At 42.0% G+C, this 19,851-nt stretch carries 23 protein-coding genes; 10 read left to right on the top strand and 13 right to left on the bottom strand.

Features of this window, described 5'->3' with window-relative positions:
• Positions 1-282 precede the first annotated feature (282 nt).
• The gene (locus Q7P97_RS00755; RefSeq protein WP_085426798.1) at positions 283-519 is read right to left on the bottom strand and encodes a YuzB family protein; all 237 of its coding nucleotides are present in this window, start codon (positions 517-519) and stop codon (positions 283-285) included.
• A 139-nt stretch (positions 520-658) separates the two neighbouring features.
• Here Q7P97_RS00755 and Q7P97_RS00760 point away from each other — a divergent pair, with 139 nt between their 5' ends.
• Positions 659-1,726 carry an NAD(P)/FAD-dependent oxidoreductase gene (locus tag Q7P97_RS00760; RefSeq protein WP_303965122.1) on the top strand — a complete coding sequence of 356 codons (1,068 nt, stop codon included), beginning with the start codon at positions 659-661 and terminating at the stop codon, positions 1,724-1,726.
• A gap of 162 nt (positions 1,727-1,888) precedes the next feature.
• On the opposite strand, the gene Q7P97_RS00765 is transcribed toward Q7P97_RS00760, so the two are convergent.
• Entirely contained in the window at positions 1,889-2,215 is a 327-nt protein-coding gene (locus Q7P97_RS00765) for a YuzD family protein (RefSeq protein WP_303965125.1), read from the bottom strand.
• A gap of 83 nt (positions 2,216-2,298) precedes the next feature.
• On the opposite strand from Q7P97_RS00765, the gene Q7P97_RS00770 reads away from it, so the two are divergent.
• Complete coding sequence (locus Q7P97_RS00770; protein ID WP_085426795.1) at positions 2,299-2,538, top strand: NifU family protein; 240 nt, start codon at positions 2,299-2,301, stop codon at positions 2,536-2,538.
• 60 nt (positions 2,539-2,598) lie between these two features.
• Here the strand turns inward: Q7P97_RS00770 and Q7P97_RS00775 are convergent, their stop codons facing one another.
• Positions 2,599-3,303, bottom strand: a complete 705-nt coding sequence (locus Q7P97_RS00775; RefSeq protein ID WP_303965130.1) for a DUF2225 domain-containing protein — start codon at positions 3,301-3,303, stop codon at positions 2,599-2,601.
• A 120-nt stretch (positions 3,304-3,423) separates the two neighbouring features.
• On the opposite strand from Q7P97_RS00775, the gene Q7P97_RS00780 reads away from it, so the two are divergent.
• The 4 genes from Q7P97_RS00780 to Q7P97_RS00795 all read left to right on the top strand — a co-directional run bounded on the left by Q7P97_RS00780 (position 3,424) and on the right by Q7P97_RS00795 (position 6,394).
• Positions 3,424-3,789: a HesB/IscA family protein gene (locus Q7P97_RS00780; RefSeq protein WP_085426793.1), complete on the top strand. Its 366-nt coding sequence runs from the start codon at positions 3,424-3,426 to the stop codon at positions 3,787-3,789.
• A 347-nt stretch (positions 3,790-4,136) separates the two neighbouring features.
• A complete protein-coding gene (locus tag Q7P97_RS00785; protein ID WP_303965133.1) occupies positions 4,137-4,286 on the top strand; it encodes a hypothetical protein in 150 nt (49 codons plus the stop codon).
• 347 nt (positions 4,287-4,633) lie between these two features.
• Positions 4,634-5,851, top strand: a complete 1,218-nt coding sequence (locus Q7P97_RS00790) for an NAD(P)/FAD-dependent oxidoreductase (protein ID WP_303965135.1) — start codon at positions 4,634-4,636, stop codon at positions 5,849-5,851.
• A gap of 216 nt (positions 5,852-6,067) precedes the next feature.
• Entirely contained in the window at positions 6,068-6,394 is a 327-nt protein-coding gene (locus Q7P97_RS00795) for a YuiB family protein (RefSeq protein ID WP_085426791.1), read from the top strand.
• A gap of 95 nt (positions 6,395-6,489) precedes the next feature.
• Here Q7P97_RS00795 and Q7P97_RS00800 read toward each other — a convergent pair whose 3' ends face one another.
• Positions 6,490-6,966: a divergent PAP2 family protein gene (locus tag Q7P97_RS00800; protein ID WP_085426790.1), complete on the bottom strand. Its 477-nt coding sequence runs from the start codon at positions 6,964-6,966 to the stop codon at positions 6,490-6,492.
• 158 nt (positions 6,967-7,124) lie between these two features.
• Between Q7P97_RS00800 and Q7P97_RS00805 the strand changes: the two genes are divergently transcribed.
• Entirely contained in the window at positions 7,125-8,639 is a 1,515-nt protein-coding gene (locus Q7P97_RS00805) for a leucyl aminopeptidase (RefSeq protein ID WP_303965140.1), read from the top strand.
• Between the two features lie 73 nt (positions 8,640-8,712).
• On the top strand, positions 8,713-8,967 hold the full coding sequence (locus tag Q7P97_RS00810) for a hypothetical protein (RefSeq protein WP_303965142.1): 255 nt from the start codon (positions 8,713-8,715) through the stop codon (positions 8,965-8,967).
• 17 nt (positions 8,968-8,984) lie between these two features.
• On the opposite strand, the gene mnhG is transcribed toward Q7P97_RS00810, so the two are convergent.
• The 7 genes from mnhG to Q7P97_RS00845 are packed head-to-tail and all read right to left on the bottom strand — an operon-like array spanning position 8,985 to position 14,754.
• Positions 8,985-9,368, bottom strand: coding sequence for a monovalent cation/H(+) antiporter subunit G (mnhG, locus tag Q7P97_RS00815; RefSeq protein WP_099625741.1), 384 nt, complete (start codon positions 9,366-9,368; stop codon positions 8,985-8,987).
• The gene (locus Q7P97_RS00820; protein WP_085426787.1) at positions 9,352-9,633 is read right to left on the bottom strand and encodes a Na(+)/H(+) antiporter subunit F1; all 282 of its coding nucleotides are present in this window, start codon (positions 9,631-9,633) and stop codon (positions 9,352-9,354) included. Before Q7P97_RS00820 ends, mnhG begins: the two co-directional genes overlap by 17 nt.
• Positions 9,630-10,112: a Na+/H+ antiporter subunit E gene (locus Q7P97_RS00825; RefSeq protein ID WP_303965156.1), complete on the bottom strand. Its 483-nt coding sequence runs from the start codon at positions 10,110-10,112 to the stop codon at positions 9,630-9,632. The genes Q7P97_RS00820 and Q7P97_RS00825 overlap by 4 nt, the downstream gene beginning before the upstream one ends.
• 6 nt (positions 10,113-10,118) lie before the next feature.
• Entirely contained in the window at positions 10,119-11,603 is a 1,485-nt protein-coding gene (locus Q7P97_RS00830) for a Na+/H+ antiporter subunit D (RefSeq protein ID WP_303965206.1), read from the bottom strand.
• Complete coding sequence (locus Q7P97_RS00835) at positions 11,596-11,937, bottom strand: Na(+)/H(+) antiporter subunit C (RefSeq protein ID WP_303965159.1); 342 nt, start codon at positions 11,935-11,937, stop codon at positions 11,596-11,598. Before Q7P97_RS00835 ends, Q7P97_RS00830 begins: the two co-directional genes overlap by 8 nt.
• Positions 11,937-12,359 carry a Na(+)/H(+) antiporter subunit B gene (locus tag Q7P97_RS00840; protein WP_303965162.1) on the bottom strand — a complete coding sequence of 141 codons (423 nt, stop codon included), beginning with the start codon at positions 12,357-12,359 and terminating at the stop codon, positions 11,937-11,939. Before Q7P97_RS00840 ends, Q7P97_RS00835 begins: the two co-directional genes overlap by 1 nt.
• A complete protein-coding gene (locus Q7P97_RS00845; protein WP_303965165.1) occupies positions 12,346-14,754 on the bottom strand; it encodes a Na+/H+ antiporter subunit A in 2,409 nt (802 codons plus the stop codon). The genes Q7P97_RS00840 and Q7P97_RS00845 overlap by 14 nt, the downstream gene beginning before the upstream one ends.
• A gap of 183 nt (positions 14,755-14,937) precedes the next feature.
• On the opposite strand from Q7P97_RS00845, the gene Q7P97_RS00850 reads away from it, so the two are divergent.
• Positions 14,938-15,510, top strand: coding sequence for a YufK family protein (locus tag Q7P97_RS00850; protein ID WP_303965168.1), 573 nt, complete (start codon positions 14,938-14,940; stop codon positions 15,508-15,510).
• A gap of 41 nt (positions 15,511-15,551) precedes the next feature.
• On the opposite strand, the gene Q7P97_RS00855 is transcribed toward Q7P97_RS00850, so the two are convergent.
• A complete protein-coding gene (locus Q7P97_RS00855; protein ID WP_303965171.1) occupies positions 15,552-17,405 on the bottom strand; it encodes a transglycosylase domain-containing protein in 1,854 nt (617 codons plus the stop codon).
• 121 nt (positions 17,406-17,526) lie between these two features.
• The gene (locus Q7P97_RS00860) at positions 17,527-18,768 is read right to left on the bottom strand and encodes an MFS transporter (RefSeq protein WP_085426780.1); all 1,242 of its coding nucleotides are present in this window, start codon (positions 18,766-18,768) and stop codon (positions 17,527-17,529) included.
• 474 nt (positions 18,769-19,242) lie between these two features.
• Here Q7P97_RS00860 and Q7P97_RS00865 point away from each other — a divergent pair, with 474 nt between their 5' ends.
• Positions 19,243-19,833, top strand: a complete 591-nt coding sequence (locus tag Q7P97_RS00865; protein ID WP_085426779.1) for a peptidylprolyl isomerase — start codon at positions 19,243-19,245, stop codon at positions 19,831-19,833.
• The last annotated feature ends 18 nt before the right edge of the window (positions 19,834-19,851 follow it).

Below are 19,851 nucleotides of genomic sequence, written 5' to 3' on the forward strand. Positions count from 1 at the left end.
GAAGCGGAAGTTGGCGGCGACTCCCGATGGATCAGCCTGATCAGGTGAGACAACTAAAGGAACGCAGTGACTAGTTGGCTCACCGCAGGCCCATGGGAAAGCGTCCGCCAACTGGAGCTTCCATCCCGAACCACTCACAAACTCACTCACTATTCCTACGCTCTTGCTTTTGACCTTATCGTACTCACCAATTTACTCCTTAATTCCATCATCTATCAGGGATTGAAAAAAGACGTCCAAGAAGCACTACACTTCCCAAATGTCTCATGAATTCTATTTGTATTAAAAAAGTGGATTCTCCTCAATGAACTGATAAATACGCTTCGTCAATTCATCCGCAGTATCCGCTTCGACAAGTTCACCATTAACTAGCGCATACAACGTATCACTACACTTCGTACAATAGCTCAAACAACCATATTCCAACACGTCAACGTTCGGATCACGCTCCAACGCCTCAAATACAGGGTAGGAACCATTGGCCAAATTACTGATACAAAACTCCACGATGGGATTCATCTTTCTCACCTCGCCTACTAGAAATGGTACTCTTTTTTTGCAAATGCGTCAATGAACTTGGCATATTGTGAAAGTCATCACAAACTGCTATAATAGCAAATGAGATGCACGAGAAAAATAGACATAGAAGGAGAGCATAATGAGAAAATTACTTTTACTAGGTGCCGGCTATGGTAATATGAGAATTTTATTGCGTTTGCTAAATAAAGAATTATCAAGTGATATCGAAATTACACTTGTCGATAGAACCCTTTTTCATAGTTTGAAGACTGAATTTTATGCACTAGCAGCAGGAACGGTTCCCGACTCGGATGTTCGCGTAACGATTCCAGTCCATGAACAATTGAAAGTGGTAGAAGGTGAGATTCAAGAAATCAAGCCTGAAGAACAAGAAGTGTTACTAGCAGATGGACGAGCACTACCCTACGATGAATTAGTTATTGGATTAGGTAGCGAAGACAACTATCACAACGTACCTGGCGCTGCTGAACACACGTTGAGTATCCAAACAATCGGTAAATCACGTGAGACGTATCAGACATTGCTAGGTTTAGGCGGTGGCGCAACGGTAGGAATTGTAGGCGCTGGACTAAGTGGGATCGAGTTAGCTAGTGAATTGCGCGAGAGTCGTCCTGATTTGAATATTAAATTATTCGACCGTAGCCCACGTATTTTACGAGACTTCCCTGAGCGATTGAGTAACTTCGTCAAAGGATGGTTTGATCAGAACGAAGTAGAAGTTGTTGCGAATTCAAACATCACGAAAGTGGGCGAACATGTCCTATATAATCATGAAGATACGATTGATGTAGACGCAGTCGTTTGGACGGCTGGTATTAAACCAGGCAAAGTTGTGGATGATTTAATCGTTCAAAAAGACCGTTCAGGCCGAATCGTACTCAATCAATATCACCAAATTCCGAGCTATCCTAATATTTACGTGGTAGGGGATATTGCTGCGCTTCCACATGCACCGAGCGCTCAGTTGGCGGAAGTACAAGGAGAACAAATCGTTCAAGTACTACGCTCTACTTGGAAAGGTGAACCATTGATGCTTGAAATGCCTGAATTGAAACTAAAAGGCTTCATGGGCTCATTAGGAAAGAAACAAGGATTTGCATACTTGGCAGATCGTACTGTTACCGGAAGAATCGCACGTCTAATGAAATCTGGCTTGCTATGGATGTACAAATGGCATAATGGATAATATTGGGTATGTAAAAGTCACTTCAATGAGGTGGCTTCTTTTTATGCATTATTTTTCGTAGCTAGTAAGTACATACAAAAGAAGCGACATGTTCACCGAGAACGTGTCGCTTCTTTAAATATACAGATTTCGTGTTCTCAATTAATCAAGCAAATTATCAATTTATCCTGCGTGGTAACCCTGTGATTCCAATGCATTAAAAACAGGCTTCAGCTGTATATGACCTTCGCCAATTATTTCGTCATTAATCATTACAAGTGGATAAAAGTACTCGTCATCACGGATTTTTTCTGCAATATCTTGCTGGCGAGATTCTGCTAATTCTTGATCGATATCGATATACGTAATAGTAAAAGGCTGGTCAGGGTACTTTCTTGAAATTGCCGCCTCAAGCCATTCATACGTATCTTTAGAAGAAGGTGCATTTACACAACTTGCGCAGATGATTTCTGCTCCATAAACTTCAATTGTTGCAGGTGATTGTGACATATTAGTCAATCCTCCGATTCATTATTGGATTTTTTCTGCTTGGCAGTTTATAATAAGTATAAGGAAAGGAGAGTGTGATTACAATGACAACAGATACTAAATTATATGAGCCCGTAACAGAAGTGCTAAATAAATTACGTCCATTCCTTTTGCGAGACGGTGGGGACTGCGAATTAGTGGATATTGACGAAGGAATTGTGAAGCTGCGCCTTTTAGGAGCTTGCGGAACATGCCCGAGTTCAACAATTACATTAAAAGCTGGTATTGAGCGCGCATTACTTGAAGAAGTACCAGGTGTAGTAGAAGTAGAACAGGTCTTTTAATTTCACCAAGAGAAAAGCCGTGTAAATGAAGTTTGATCTTCTTTGCACGGCTTTCATTATTCAACTTGTTTTATGAACGGCTTCTTCATCCCGAATTTCTTGCCAACGATCTTTGGCCATCTGGATTACTTTAGGTTCAGTCGATCTTTTTTGTGTTTCAATGACGCGAGAAAAGTTTCGAATGGCTTCTGCACGATCATGGATGCGCCAAGATAGTTCGGCAATTAGATATTGTACGCGGGTTTCAGACATTTGTGTTCCTATATAGTCACCTTCAGAGAATGCCTGTATGTATAGGTCACGGGAAATTTCTAAGTACCGCATTTCTTTAGGGAGATTTTCATCTTCTCGATAGATCCAAGCTATACGTAACATCATGCCTGCCATAGTTAAATGCTTTTCCTTTTTGAAGTTGGCACTTAGGTAGGCTAATTTATAGGCTTCTACAGCTTGCTTTTTTGTACGTTCGCCTCCAAATGAACGGCTATGCCATTTAGCAGTTATATTTTTAGCGATCATTTCTTTTGTGCCAGGTGCAAAATACGGAGCGAAATCATCAGTGAACGCAAAACCGCAATGTGGGCAAACGGCAACATTATAAAAAATAGGGTTAATTGTCTTATCTATATAAATAGGTCTAAAATCGCTGTCGTGGTCGATTACTCTTACTTGGCGTGAACGGATTTTAGTAGTAGGAAAATGCTCTTTACAAAGTAAACAATGCATTTTCTTCTCGTAAAATGGGCTGATTTCCACTAATATCATTCCTTTCTATCCTGAGTCTTATTATACATTAAAATAGACCTAGTAGGGGGACTATTTGTTTGCATTGTGATGAAAAAGATTGATATGATAAAAAGAAAACGTGGAAAGTGAGTGATAGATATGACAAATACAGTAGAAATTACAGAAGCAGCAGCATTTCACGTGAAAAAGATGATGGAACATAACGAAGAAGAAGGTTCTTTCTTGCGCGTTTCCGTTAATGGCGGAGGTTGCAGCGGGTTAACATATGGTCTAGGCTTTGCACAAGAAAAAGAAGCGGATGATATTTCTTATACAGCACACGGTATTCCTGTAGTGGTGAAAGAAGAGGATGCAGCTATTCTCGTAGGTACGAAAGTGGATTATAAAGAATCTTTAATGGGTGGCGGCTTCACGATCGACAATCCGAATGCGATTGCAAATTGTGGTTGCGGTACTTCGTTCAGAACAGCTAAAAAAGCTGGCGCACCTGCAGAATGCGATTAACAGTTGGAATGCAATACTCGCATCATCCTGAAAAAGTGAGAAAATAAACCTCTTTGATTTGTCTGTTGCTAAAACAGAACAAGTCAAAGAGGCCTTTTTATATAGTTAAAAAGACGACAAAGTCTACCTATAGTTAAATGACTATCGAATCAAGATAATATAAACGCTCAGCTTAATAAGTTGCCTGCATTATAGAAAATATTTCTTGCATGATCTCAGTAAGTTTTTACTGCTATATGTCGAATAAAGCGCTACACTAATAAAGTACAAGTGTAGAATAGTAAAGGTTTTTAATATAATGGTATTGAACACATTCTCTTTAAATAATACAAAAGTAGGTGAATACGATGGGGAAATATCATTTGGATTCCAAAGGTAAGATGGCAGTAGCGAAGTATCATGAAAAAAATAAACCAGCTCAATTTGATAAAAGACAACAACTTGAAAAAATACGTTTGGATTATTTGGAGAAAAAGCAAAATCAAAAAGAAAAGTAATATTTTGGATAACGTTATGACGATTATAAAATTCATATACTTACAGATAATAGTTGCTGAACTTCATGTAGCAAGGCTTAAGAAAGCCTATGATTTAGCGGGTACAAGTGAAATGTGATCAAGAAATCATAAGAAATAAGGTAGAATTATCCATGGGGAATTCTACTAATTAAATTTGATTATTTGCATAATATCAATTGTGTTGAAATACTCGCTCAAAAGGTCTACTATAAGTAATGAAAGTAAGATTAAATCAATATCAAACTAAATGCCGGCACTGCAAAACCAAGTTAGATTGATTTTACACGTACTCGGCGTTTAATAAACTAAAAGGTGGTTCGATTTACGTGAAAAGACCAACAATCTTAGTATTGGGTGCAGGTTACGGTGGCTTGATGACCGTTGTCAATTTACAGAAGTCATTAGGCACAGACGAGGCAGACATCGTTCTAATCAACAAAAATGATTATCACTATGAATCTACATGGTTGCATGAAGCGGCAGCTGGAACATTAACTCCAGAACAAGTTCGCTACGATATCTCAAGTGTAATCAATAGCAATAAAGTTAAATTCATCGAAGCTGAAGTAACTGGCATCGATGTGAATACAAAAAGCGTAAAGACAAATCTTGGATCACACACATATGATTACCTTGTGATCGGACTTGGTTTCGAAGGTGAAACTTTCGGTATTCCAGGCTTGGACAAGTACGCATTGTCTATCGCAAATGTGAATGCAGCACGTCAAATTCGTGATCACATGGAATATCAATTCGCAACATGGTCTACTGAAGAAGTAAAAGATGATAGCCGTTTAACTATTATCGTAGGTGGAGCAGGATTCACAGGAATTGAGTACCTTGGGGAACTAGGAAACCGTGTACCTGAACTATGTAAAGAATATGATGTGCCAGCTAAAAAGGTTCGTATTCTATGTGTAGAAGCGGCTCCAATGGTATTACCTGGTTTCGATCCGGAACTTGTAGAATATGCAGTACGTCAATTAGGCGCGAAAGGTGTAGAATTCTCAATCGGAACACCGGTTGTAGAAGCAACTCCTGAAGGCGTGAAGATTAAAAAAGGCGAAGATGAGTTTGAATTCATCAAAGCTGGAACGGTTGTATGGGCTGCGGGTGTTCGTGGTAACCGTCTAATAGAAGAATCTGGTATCGAAAACATGCGTGCTCGCGTAAAAGTTGAAAAAGATATGCGTGCGCCAGGATTCGACGATGTATTTGTCGTAGGTGACTGTGCATTGATGATCAACGAAGCGATCAATCGTCCATTCCCTCCAACAGCACAAATCGCTATGCAACAAGGTGATATGATTGCGAACAACATCATCGCGTTGATGAAAGGAAACCCAACTAAAGAATTCGTACCTGATTTAAAAGGTAGCGTTTGTTCATTAGGGGATTCTGACGCAATTGGTGTCGTATTTGATAAAAAAGTGACAGGTACTAAAGCGTCATTTATGAAGAAAATGATCGATAACCGTGCGTTATTCATGATCGGTGGTCTTGGACTCACGATTAAAAAAGGTAAATTTAACGTTCTGAAATGATTATAATAGAGCACTCGTTTTTGCGAGTGCTTTTTGTATGCAACAAAACAGGCAACAAGTCAACTGTGAAAGCAGTCGAAGTAGAGAAAATCGTCTGTCAGATTTTAAGAATTCATGACATCTTAGAAGAACGTTGTGTGTACACTGTCTCATTCTATTGAAAGACTTCCCGTCATCCTGTAAAATGTTGAGGTGATGAACTGGAGGTTAGCAAGCATGCAAACTATATCTATAGCGCAAGTGATGCTATCGATCTTGATATTTATTGTTATGTTTTTCGGTATCGGCTTTTTATTAAACATGCTATTGCGTATGACTTGGCTGATGGCTATTATTTATCCGATTATCGTGATTTTCATTATTGATGATGTGGCGATGTATGAGTACTTTACGAAGCCAGGCTATGCGTTTAGTGAGTTGGGTGCGAATTTAATGTCGCTTCATGTGGTAGATATCGTGATTTTGGCGAGTGGTATGGTCGGAGCGATTATCGCAGGATTTGTGATGAAGGTTTTACGCAAGATGGGGTATCAGATGTTCTGATGCTTTGATTATGTGGATAAGAAGAAACGGAACTGGACAAGAAGTCGTGATTTACGACATCTTGTGACAGTTCCGTTTTTTTTGCTTTTTAAAGATTACAATATAACTGTATACGTAAGAATAGAGATGAGGATGCCGGTTAGGGCTCCGAAGAACACTTCGTTTGGTTTATGGCCTAGTAGAGTTTTGAGTTCCTGGATTTTGGCGTCGTTGTCTTTTTTTGGCCAGTGTTTTAGATCGTCGACAAACATTTGGAAGTCAGAGCGCATTTGGTTGATGATGACGGCTTGTTGTCCCGCTTGGTAGCGAATGCCAGTTGCGTCAAACATAACGATGACTGCGAAAATGGCAGAGACAGCGAATAGAGGGGAGTCTAAGCCTGCTTCGAATGCGATAGCAGTTGTTAGTGCGGTGACTGCTGCTGAATGGGAGCTGGGCATGCCACCTGTGGAAGTCATAAGTCCGAAATCGAGTTTACGCGTTAATAAAAAATGAATGGGTATTTTTACGAATTGCGCAAATAAAATGGCGAATAGCGCTGCGAGGAGCGGTATGTTTTCAAAAATAGCCAAGAGATTCCACTCCTTTTATGTTAGTAGTTTTGCAAACAGTATATCATAATTTGTATTGAATCGTCGTATAAACCCAACAATCCTTGTCGTTGTAAGTGGTAATCTGACTAGTCTATACTAGTATGGGGTAAGCGTAAAGAAAAGGGGAGGAATAAAAGATGATAAACGTAGAAACCGTATCGGCAATGAATCAGAAGGAAGTAGAGGTGCTAGTTGTAGGAGTACCTGACCATCCAGAGAACGTAGAAGGGTTTGATCAGTTCGTCGAATCATTCCATCCTTCATTGACAGACTGGATTAAATCGCATGATATTCAACAGAAATTTAAAACTATCACAAAAATGCCCGCCTTATCTAAGCAAACTTACGACCGTGTATATTTTGTAGGTGTCGGCAATCAGAAACAGTTGACAGAACAAAAAGTACGCGAACTATTCGCTGCTGTAGGTAGCCAACTACATAAGGACCGTGTACGTACTGTAGGGGTCTGGACAGCGCCTTTCTGCAATGAAGAGATCCATTGTGAGGATGTAGCGTTCCTAGCCTCTGAAGGTATCGGTATGGGCTCGTATGCATATGAAGGATTCCAAACCACTTCTAATGAAGTAGACGTACCACTTACAACAGTAACCTTCATTACGAATGCTGATGAACAAAGCATCATTGCGGCAGGAGAAGTAGGAATGATTTCTGCGCATGCAGTGAACGAGGCGCGTACTCTCGTCAATGTCCCACCAAATCTATTGACGCCGACTAAGATGGCGGAGTATGCACGGGAATTAGCCGAAAGCTATGACTTAGAAATCGACATTCTTAGTAAAGCGGAAATGGAAGAGCTTGGTATGGGTGCAATTCTTGCGGTCAATCAAGGTTCAGTAGAAGAACCGAAACTAATTGTGCTGAAGTATCAAGCGACTGAACAGTGGGAAGATGTAATTGGATTAGTAGGTAAAGGAATCACGTATGACACAGGTGGCTACTCGCTGAAGCCTAAAGACGGCATGGTAGGCATGAAAGGTGACATGGGTGGTGCAGCGGCTGTTCTAGGCGCTATGGCCATCATAGGAGAGTCACGGCCAAGAAAGAACGTAATTGCCGTTATAGCTTCATCCGACAACATGATCTCTGGCGAAGCATTCAAACCGGACGACGTCATCACTTCATTAAGCGGCAAAACAATTGAAGTGCTCAATACAGATGCAGAAGGTCGTTTAGTACTGGCTGACGCCGTGACGTATGCGAAGCAAGCGGGAGCTGAATATCTGATTGATGTAGCCACGTTAACAGGTGGTGTCATTGTAGCGCTCGGTAACGATAAAACGGGTGCGCTGACGAATAACGAGGAGTTCTATAAGCAGTTCCAGGAAGCAGCGGAGGAAACAGGAGAATTTGTTTGGCAAATGCCGTTAACTGAAAATGATCGCAAGCGGATTCGTAAAAGTGATGTCGCTGATTTGAACAACTCACCTGGACGCGACGGCCATATGATATTCGGAGGCGGCTTCGTAGGGGAATTCGTTGGGGATACGCCTTGGATTCATTTAGATATCGCAGGCACATCTGACGCCGCAAGTCCACATGTGCTTGGCCCTAAAGGTGCGACTGGCGTTATGGTCCGTACATTAGCAACATTTGTAGAGCGCTTAGCCGCTGAAACAGAATCACAAGAATAATTTACTCTAGGCGCTTTACCCATTCCTTCTTTCTAGTTGGTCATAGGATAGAGGGAAAGGGGGAGCTTATTACATGACTAGAAATTACAGAGGTGGACACGGTGGCGGTCGTGGTGGTTATCATGGTGGCGGATTTGGCGGAGGCGGTGGCTTCGGATTCGGCGGTCCATTCCTTGGTGGATTGGTCGGTGGATTTTTAGGCAATGCTATTTCTCCAGGTTACGGCTACGGTTACGGCGGTGGCTATGGTGGAGGGTACTACCCACCTTACTACAACAGCTATCCATACTATCAACAACCGTATTATCCTTATTATCCATACTTTTAAAAAACACGCCGAGATGACTATTTGTCATCCGGCGTGTTTTTATTTGATTCCTTGCGGTGCTTTTTTGCAGCTTCTTTCAGATCATCTCCAACCGTTAATTTGGTAGGTTCGACTCCTGCCATATAAGCTGCACGTGTCATCAAATGACCGCCAATGGGGGAAGTGATGAACAAGAAGACGATACCGAGCAACAGTGCGACGCTGAAGTGGCCTTCATTCCACCAGAAATGGAGGAAGACGCCAAGCAATAAACTCATAACTCCGAGTGTTGCACTCTTCGAAGCGGCATGTGCGCGTGTGTAGACATCCGGCAGCCGCAAAATTCCGATGACTGTGACGATCGTAAAAATGATCCCCACTGTGACAAGAAACACAATAATAATATCAGCGATCAGATCCACTATCGATGATCTCTCCTCTCTCAATAAATTTCGAGAAGGATACCGTACCGATAAACGACATAATCGCAATTAATAGAATCGCATCGATGAAGAAAGGTGTATCAAATAGGATGGATAGCAGCGCGATAGCCGAGATTAGCATGACACCAATCGCATCGAGCGCGACTAGCCGATCTGGAACAGACGGGCCTTTCCATACACGATATAATAATCCGAGCATAGACAAGATGACCAGCACGAGACAGACTGAGTAAAATAGGTTCATCCTCGGCTCACCTCCATGATGGCTTTCTCGAATGTGTTCTTAATAGAGTCGATTGCTTCATCCACATCATCCACGTCGATCGCATGGATATATAACGTTCGTTGATCATCTGATACATGCACGACGACTGTACCAGGTGTCAATGTAATCAAACTGGATAATAAGGTGATTTCCCAATCTTTCTCTAGTTCAGTCGGTAAAGCAAAAAACATAGGTTGCATAGTAGAAAGATCCGGTTTTATGACTAGTAATAACACGGAAATATTCGACAAGATAAGCTCTTTTAGAAAAATCGTTGCAAGTTTCACTGCAGACCAGATTCGCCAAATGTACAAGCGGTCTCTGAAATAGCGGCGAGTCATAATGATCATCAACAGTCCGATGATATATCCGATGATGAACGTAGAAGGTGTCAATGAACTTGACATGAACATCCAAACGACTGCAATGAAGAAATTTAAAAGTATCTGAAAAGCCATTGACCTCTACTCCTTTAACACCGCATTTATATAGATGGATGGATCAGCTAGTACATCTGCTGCATCCGTCATATATGGCATAAGCCACTCTGTCCCGACACCGTACGCTACCGTAATGACAACCAGCAGGATAGCTGGAATCATCATCTGACGATAAACGCCTTTGTCCCGAGCAGGTAACTCGTTCTTTTGAGGACCCCAGAAAGCATAAATGAAAATCCGTATAACAGACAACAACACAACTAAGCTCGATGCGAGAATGATGATGCTGCCAATTATGTGATCCGCTTCAAATGCCCCTTTTGTGATGAGCACTTTTCCGATGAATCCACTTAATGGAGGGATACCTGCTAGACCGAATGCAGCGATTAGGTACATCCAAGCGAGCGTGGCATGGGTCTTAATTAAACCACCCATCTCCCGCAAGTTAGAAGTCCCGGTCACATAAATGATGATGCCGATCAAGACAAATAGCGCCCCTTTGATCAACATATCATGAATCAAATAAAATACTGCCCCTTCGAGTCCAGCAGTATTCATTTGTGCAACACCGAATAAAATCACACCTACTGCAATAATGATGTTGTAAATGATAATTTGCTTTACATCGAAGTAAGCGAGAGCACCGATACAGCCTGCAATGATTGTCAGTAACGACAAAATCATTAGAAACTGATGTGTAAATCCGATATCATGCACGAAAAACAACGTATACGTACGCGTAATCGCATAGACACCTACTTTAGTAAGCAAGGCACCGAACAATGCGAGCACCGGAATTGGCGGCGCAGCATACGAATTAGGCAACCAGAAGTATAGAGGGAAGATTGCCCCTTTAATGCCAAAGACGATCAAGAATAAAATCGCAATGACCGAGATGATCCCCGGTTGATTAATTTCAGCAATCTTCACTGAAATATCCGCCATATTCAATGTGCCGATAATGGAGTACAAATACGCTACTGTAATAACGAAAATTGCAGATGAAATAACGTTGATCAATATGTATTTGATGGATTCGCGAAGCTGTCTCTTCTCGCCGCCAAGCACGATCAGTAAATACGATGCGATCAGTAGCACTTCGAAGAATACGAACATATTGAAAATATCACCTGTTGTAAAGGCGCCGTTGATTCCTGTAATCATGAAAAGAATTGCAGGATAGTAGAAAAACCTTTCTCTTTCTACACCAATTGACGAAAAGCTATAAAGGACGACAAAAAATGTAATACTAATTGTCGTCGTGACGAGCATGGCGGAGAACATGTCCGACACCATCGTAATTCCGAATGGCGCAGGCCAGCTTCCGAGCGTCACGGTTTGGATTCCTTCTGTCTTCACTGTCGCGATAAGCAACAAAGAAGCAACTAGACTGAGAGCCAATCCGATCAGTGTCAAAACTCTTTGGACGATCACTTGCTCTTTGAAAAACAATAAAATCATCGCGAAAAAGAAAGGAATAATGATCGGAAATAAAAGAAGATTAATCATGTTCATCATTCCCTCTCAATTCATTCATATTATCCGTTTGATGTACAGCATACATACGATACGCCATGACGAGCATGACTGCCGTCACACCAAAGCTAATGACGATTGCAGTTAAAATCAATGCTTGAGGCAGGGGATCTGCAAATTCAGTCACACCGTCGAGTACAACGGGAGGCGCTAAGCCTCCAAGTCCACCCATCGTTAGAATGAGCAAGTGTGCTCCATGACTAAGCAAACCAGTACCTAAAATCACTTTCAGTAAACTTCTCGATAATATCAAATAGACGGCTGCCGTAAATAATATCCCTATGAGAATTGAAAGAATAAACTCCATCAGTCATCGCCTCCAATTGATTGAATAATCGTGATGGCGGAACCGACGACAACTAAGTAGACGCCACTATCAAATAACATCGCTGTGTGAAGAGACGTATGTCCGAACAGTGGTAAATCAAAATCACTGAAAGCATGCGTGAAGAACGGCAAATTAAAGAAAATCGAGCCGGCCGCTGTCCCTAATGCAAGCAATAATCCGATTGCAGTCATGATCGTAAAGTTAAACGGTAGAATTTGTTGGATCGTCCGTAAATCGAATGCCAACAACAACAGCACAATTGCCCCTGTTGTCAACAAGCCACCAACGAATCCTCCACCTGGTGCATAGTGACCCGCGAAAAAGATGTGGATGGAGAACAGGAAGATGATGAAAAACACTACTTTGGCTGTAGTTTGTAAAATAACATCATTTGTTTTCATCGTTCGGCTCCTTTCTCGATACACGCAAGCGAATCATGCCAAGTACCGCGATCCCCGCAATAGCTAATACTGCGATCTCAAATAATGTATCAAATCCACGGTAATCTACAAGAATGACGTTGACGATATTTCCGCCAGCTGCTTCTGACTCAACCGTATCTTTATAGTATTGAGAAATCGAAGGGATCATTTTTTGTGAGTGGCTGGATAGGGCGACCAATGTCACCATCACACCTACACTCAATGAAACAATCAAGTTCACTACTTTATTGCGTTTCGTTTCTCCGTGCGTGCTGAGTGCCGGTAAATGCTTGAATGCCAGCAAGAACAACGCAACGGATACGGTCTCGATTACGAGTTGCGTCAACGCTAAGTCAGGCGCTTTGAAGATGACGAAGAATAATGCGACGGAATACCCGACGCCGCCGAGCGCGATAATCGCAGCAAGACGAGACTTCGCAAACACAACAAATCCGACAGATAAAATTAACACAATCGCATTTAACGATCCATATAATGTAATCGCTGCGAAACTATTCATATCGACAACAAATGCATCCTTAATGAACAATAGCGCGATGATCGAAACGGACATGAAAGCGAACATATACAATAAGTATGTCCGGATCTTGCCTGTCATATAAAGACGAGAAACACGATTCAATCCTTTTTCACTTCCACGCATCAATGCATCATAGCCTTCATTCAACGATAACTTATCAGGCTGGATACGATAGAGTGGCTGCCATTTTGGAATGGTCAGATAAAGTAATGTACCGAATGCGATCACGCCAATAGTCAACCATAGGCCAACTGCTCCGAAACCATGCCAAGCTTTGACATGAATATCAATAGCGGAAGGGTTTGCGTACAATGTCGGTTGAATGGCCATGACAGCCGGTTTAATAATCCACTTACCAACTACGTTCGGAATGAAGAACACAAGAATGACGATCGTTGCCAAAATCATAGGTGCAATCAGCATGCCAATCGGCGCTTCATGCGGTTGTTTCGGCAATTTGTCAAATTTCTTCTGCCCCATAAATGTTTTTAACACAAAATACATACTGTACGTAAACGTAAAGACACTGGCAATCCAAGCGACGATCGGGAACATAATACCCCATGTATCGAAGTTGAATAATTCAAAGTGTCGAAGCGCTACCATGGATTCAAGGAACATTTCCTTACTCAAGAATCCGCTAAACGGTGGCAGTCCAGCCATGGATAATGAACCGATAGCTGCAACAGTAAAGCTGATTGGCATCACGCTCATTAATCCACCGAGCTTACGAATATCTCGGGTACCGGTTTCATGGTCGATAATGCCTGCAATCATGAAGAGTCCACCCTTGAATGCTGCGTGGTTAATCAAGTGGAAAATCGCCGCATACGTCGCGAAGCCGAACATGGCCGCTGTCGCATGATACGAGATGGCGCCTGCACCGAGCAAAGACATAATTAATCCGAGCTGGCTGACTGTTGAAAATGCTAAAATCGCTTTCAAATCCGTTTGCTTCACTGCAAAGAACGAACCCCAGAAGAGTGTCAGCAATCCGATTCCAGTAACAAGCCAAATCCATGTGGACGACGTACCGAAAATCGGTGTAAAACGTGCAACCAAATAAATACCCGCCTTAACCATCGTGGCGGAGTGTAAGTATGCACTGACTGGTGTTGGCGCTTCCATTGCATCCGGTAACCAGATGTAGAATGGAAATTGTGCCGATTTCGTAAAGGCGCCGAGCAATAGTAAGATTAAAGCTAGTGTGAAATATGGTTGACTTACAAGATCAGGAGCTTGCGCAATCAATTCACGAACAGAGAATGTTTCTCCCATGATACTGAGTAAAATGAATGCCCCGAGCATCATCAATCCACCAAACACTGTAATCATCATGGATTTCAATGCACCAAAACGTGATTTATCCTTCGTGTACCAGAAACCAATCAATAAGAAGGACGAAATCGATGTTAACTCCCAGAATAAATAGAGTGTCATCGTGTTGTCAGATTGTACGACTCCAAGCATGGCGGTCATGAAAATCAGTAAGTAGACATAAAAACTACCTAGATCTTCTTTTTCTCTATCCATATAAAATACAGAGTACAATACAACTAACGAACCGATACCGGTGATCAATAGCGTAAATAATAAACTTAGACCATCTATGTACGAAGTAAATGCAATACCTAGTGATGGAATCCAATTTAATTCAGAACTAGCATGATCACCATCCATCACTAACGGCAAGAAACTTAAGTAATAGCCGAACAATACTAGCGGGACGAGAAAGACGAACCAACCCGTATGTATTCCTTTGATTTTCTTATAAGCAAAAGGAACAAGTATTGCGAAGATTACAGGTAAAAAAATCAATAACACGAATTCCAAGAGAATCCTCCTTCCAACCATGTTCTTCACATATTCAAATTCCCATAGCAATATGCGTGGGCGTATTTGTTAGTATAGCGTAAAACATTTTAAATTGCATAGACGACAGTTGTCCAATTATTGCTTTATTCGACTTCCTTCTTATATTATTAGGAGGGTGAAAAAATATTTTTGAGGTGTAGTATGAAAAATCCATATTTATTCGGTTATTTGCCCTTTGTCACCGTACTGTTGTTCAGTTTAACGTTCGGTGTCTACAGTGTGGGGGAGACATTGATCCTGTTTAAGGAAATCGGTCTCTATCAAGGTATGCGAGAGTTTTTATCGGACTTTCAGTTGCGAATGTTTTTGTTGACTATGTATTCCTTATTATTCTTTATGTTATTCGCTGCATTAAAATTGATTGCGGTTACTATTCATGAAACGGCCTTATTATTTTTCTTGAAAGAAGAAGCGGATGCGTCATATAGTGCTTCGAAATCTGGCGCAGTCATTTACTTTATCGGTGCGCTTGCTTCGGTAATTGGCATTCAATCCTGGAAGACATTGGCGTTAATCTTCCTTATCACTTCTTTCGTCTATTTCATTTATGTAATCTACAAATTAAGTCCATTTATGCCGTTGACGCATACAGTAGGGTTGATCTTCTTTCAAATCATCATCTGGAGTGTATTGGTGGCGGGACTTGTCTATATTATTTTCAGGCTGTATAACGGCTTGCTAGCCAGTATACCGTTTGCGAATCCGGTGAAATAAAAAGAGCCTTGCAGATCCGTCACTTCGGATCTGCAAGGCTTTTATGGTCGCATCGTAGAGGAAAAAGCACGCAGATGGATTTTTTGATCGCGTAGACGTGGTATCGGTGTTGGTTTATCATAGCCGATCCACACTGCGGACGTATAGCGATCATTCATGCCGATCGTCCACAAGTCTTTAAACGAATCGGTCGTTCCAGTCTTCGCTCCCGTATAGCTAGTTGTATATGGAATCCCTTCGCCTGTCCCGTTGACGACTACTTCTTTCATCAAGGAACGTATACTGCGGACTGTTGAAGGAGACCAAACCGCTTTTGACGTATCCTTCCACTTATATAGCACTTCACCTCGATTATCCTTTACCGCGCGAATTGCATGCGGTGTCAAATATATCCCATCGATAAAACTCGTTGTCGCTCCGGCAAGTTCGAGTGGCGTGACGCCATTAGAAAATCCGCCGAGTGCAGCAGGATAGGAACGGTCTGCTGCCACTACATGCTGAAAATGAAATGGAGCTAGATGAGAAAATGCTGTATCTATACCTACACGTTGCAACAAACGCACAGCCGTCGTGTTATAGCTGTTGCGGAACGCTTCCCGTACAGTCGTCGTGCCGAACTGATAGTGACCAAAGTTCTTCGGACAATACCCGTTAATACAAATATTACTACTGTTGACAGGTGTATCCGCATGATACGGGCCGCTTTCGAAAAACGGTGCATAGACGAGCAGTGGCTTGATTGCTGAACCAGGCTGTCGAACGGCTTGATAAGCTCGGTTGAAGTCTGTCTTTTTATAACCTGAACCCGCATACAGACTAATAATCTCGCGCATTTCATTGTCGATAACGGCAGCACCCGCTTGAACCCCGCCCGTTCCAATCAATGCATTCAAACGATTTTCATCGTGTTGTTGCTTATTTTGATCAAGAGCCGTTTCAATCGTTACGCCTTTACTAATCACATCACGGGTGCGACGATTGATTTCATTTTGCCAACGCTGACGTTCTTCAGGTGTCTTGGCCTTGTTCTTCGACACATCGAGTCCTTCCGTCTGCGCAATAAGGTCTTTCAATTCTTCCAATACATAAGAACTGTACATAGGATGAAACTGTTCTTTTTTCTTCACGTGTAAATTAATGGGAAATGTACTGTATCCATCAAATTGTTCTTGTGTAATCACTTGCTGATCAAGCATTACTCGAAGAAGCCGTAATTGACGTTCTTTCGTTTTATCGAAATGCTTGATGGGATTATAAAGTGAAGGATTGTTTGGAATGGCTGCTAAAAATGCAATTTCTGCTTCATGTAGTTTTTCGAGAGGGCGGCTGAAGTAATAGCTTGCCGCGCCGCCAATTCCGTACACTTGATTGCCGAAATACATTTCATTCAAATACATCTCTAGAATTTCATCTTTTGTCGATTGCTTTTCTAACTCTGCAGCGAGGAATAACTCTTTAAATTTTCTTTCGTATGTTTTCTCTGTTGATAAATAACGCATGCGCACAACTTGCTGTGTAATGGTCGATGCGCCTTGCCGTTTGTCATCTGCCGCAGCATTGATCGTAAAAGCCCGAATGATAGCCGCAATGTCATAGCCACGATGCTCATAAAATGTTCGGTCTTCACTTTTTAAAAATAATTGACGAGTGAAGAACGTCATGTCTTCCAAAGCGATCGGTCGCCGCCATTCAGTATATTCTTCTGCGAATAATTCGCCATTACGGTCTTTCATTTGAATAGGGGAGACCATGGCGGGTGCTTCTAATTGCACTGCGTCACGAATAGAAGCATGCAAATTTTCAGTCTGCACCGTCTCCGCCTGGATTTGGTTTTGTATAAATAATAATAGTGGAACGCAAGCAAGCGTGATCACTAGTCCAATCGTTTGTTTCAACTTACTAGCCTCCCTGTACTTTCGCATAGCTATAGAAAAATATAACATATCGAAACAAGTGCCGCCTGAATCATAGGACATAAAAAGCCTCGCAACCGATTAACGGTTTGCGAGGCGAAGATTATATGTGTTCATCTGCTTCAACTTGCCGGTCTTCCAAGAAGTGTTCGAAATCCTGCGTAGGTCGTCGTACAGCCATGGATAAGAATAGATACCCAACGATGAACAATACGCCTGTCACGACGAATACTGCCGGAATACCGATATATCCACTGACAATTCCACCGAACATTGGCCCGATGATATTACCAAGGAAGCGGAAACTGGTGTTGTACCCCATTACTTCGCCTTGGACTTCCAGTGGAGCTTCTCGGCGGACAAGTGCTGTCGTCAGTGGAATCATACCGCCTGTCGATATACCAAACAAGAACCGCAATAAGACCAGTTGCCAAAGTTCCGTAACGAACGCTTGGGGGATAATGAAGACGAACGACATGATGAGCAGTAATCCAAGAATTTTTTCATACCCGACATCGTCGCCAACCTTCCCCCAGTACCTGGCAAAGAGTAAATTACCGAGTCCTGTAGCACTGAACGTCAATCCGGCAAGGAACGCAACATTGGTTGCGGCATGAGTCAAATCCGCTACGTAGAGTGACAGCAAAGGCTGAATGCTGAAATTCCCGACTTGGATCAACGTCGTAACGAGCATGACGTTGAACATCAGACGGTGTTTGAATAATCCGCCCAAAATGACTTTCCGCGAATACTTCGCTACTTTCCGCACTTTTACACGCGCTTCTTCTTTAATTCCAAATAGCACAAGCATTGTGGCAAACAGTACGGAAACGGACGTGATGATGAAGGCATACTCAAAACCGAACGTATCCGCCATCATACCGCCAAGAACAGGACCGAATAGCATTCCCGAGACACCGCCCATTTGCAACGTCCCGAGCATTTTACCAGCTTCCTCACGTGGCGTCTGAGATGAAATGAAAGCTAATGAGGTCGGTAAAAAGCCTGTAACTAGACCCATCAGAAGTCTTAAGACAAAAAAGGTTTCTACGGAATTCACAAAGCCCATTAAAAAGACCGAAATCGTAATCCCGAAACCATTAATTAGCAATATAGGCTTAAAGCCGAAACGATCTGCAAATCGTCCCCAAATAGGAGACATAATGAGCGCGGTAATAAATGTTGCACCAAAAATTAATCCTGCCCACTTCTGGACATATGCATCAGAGTAATCTCCAAACGTTTCAATATATAACGACAGGAACGGCATAATCATCGTCATCGTCCCTGCTACAAGAAAGTTCGTGACCCAGATGATGATGAAATTCTTCTTATGTCGACTCAAAATTGTAACGCCTTCCTCCTGTGAATATTAGATGATTTATAGTATAAATCAATTCGGCAGTCGAAGGAAACATAGTGCTTGCACCTACAGTTGGAGTAAAGGAGGTAGATTGGCTTTTTGTATTCTGTTGAAGTAGAAAGGCGGATAGCTATGAGCGGTTGCAAGGCGACTATGATCGCTTACGGCCTGTCATAGAGCGATCAACAGGAAAGTATGAGCGCAAATGGATCGTGATAGAGCGCTTGGGGGTCACAATAGAGCGAATACGCGTGGACTATGAGCATCTCACACGCGAAAAAACACACTAGATCAACATTGTCCACTTCAAATAGTGTGCTCTATCTCGGCGAAAAAACTCTGTCAACTAACTGTCACAGTTACAATTATCGAATTTTCTAGTCATGTATGATAAACTGTTTTCATACACAAAACAGTATCAAAATGAACACGTATGCAAATTAGAGGAGGAATATTATGTATCCACAATTATCGACTGAAGTAGCAGAAAACGAAGCACTCGTTACAATGAACACAACAATGGGGCCAATCAAAATAAAGCTCTTTAAAGAGCAAGTTCCAAAGACTGTTGAAAACTTCTTGACTCACGCAGAAAACGGTTATTACGACGGTATTATTTTCCACCGTGTAATCCCTGAATTCATGATCCAAGGTGGAGACCCAACTGGAACAGGAATGGGCGGAGAAAGCATCTATGGCAACACATTCCAAGATGAGTTCACTATGGACCTATTCAACTTACGTGGCGCACTATCTATGGCGAACGCTGGACCGAACACAAACGGCAGCCAGTTCTTCATCGTCCAAGCATCTTCACTTGCAGGCGCATCAGCTTCACAATTGAAAAAAGGTGGCTGGCCTGAAGAAATCGCAGATGCGTATGAAGCAAATGGTGGAACACCACACTTGGATCAGAAGCACTCTGTATTCGGTCAAGTACTTGAAGGAATGGACGTAGTTGATAAAATTGCAAACGCAAAAGCTAACCGCGACAACAAGCCAAAAGAAGAAATTAAAATTGAGTCAATCGAAATCCTTCAAAAATAAGAAGGTTTGATTCATAGG

Origin of the sequence: Sporosarcina ureae (genome assembly GCF_029267015.1) — a bacterium.
Classification (GTDB): domain Bacteria; phylum Bacillota; class Bacilli; order Bacillales_A; family Planococcaceae; genus Sporosarcina; species Sporosarcina ureae_D.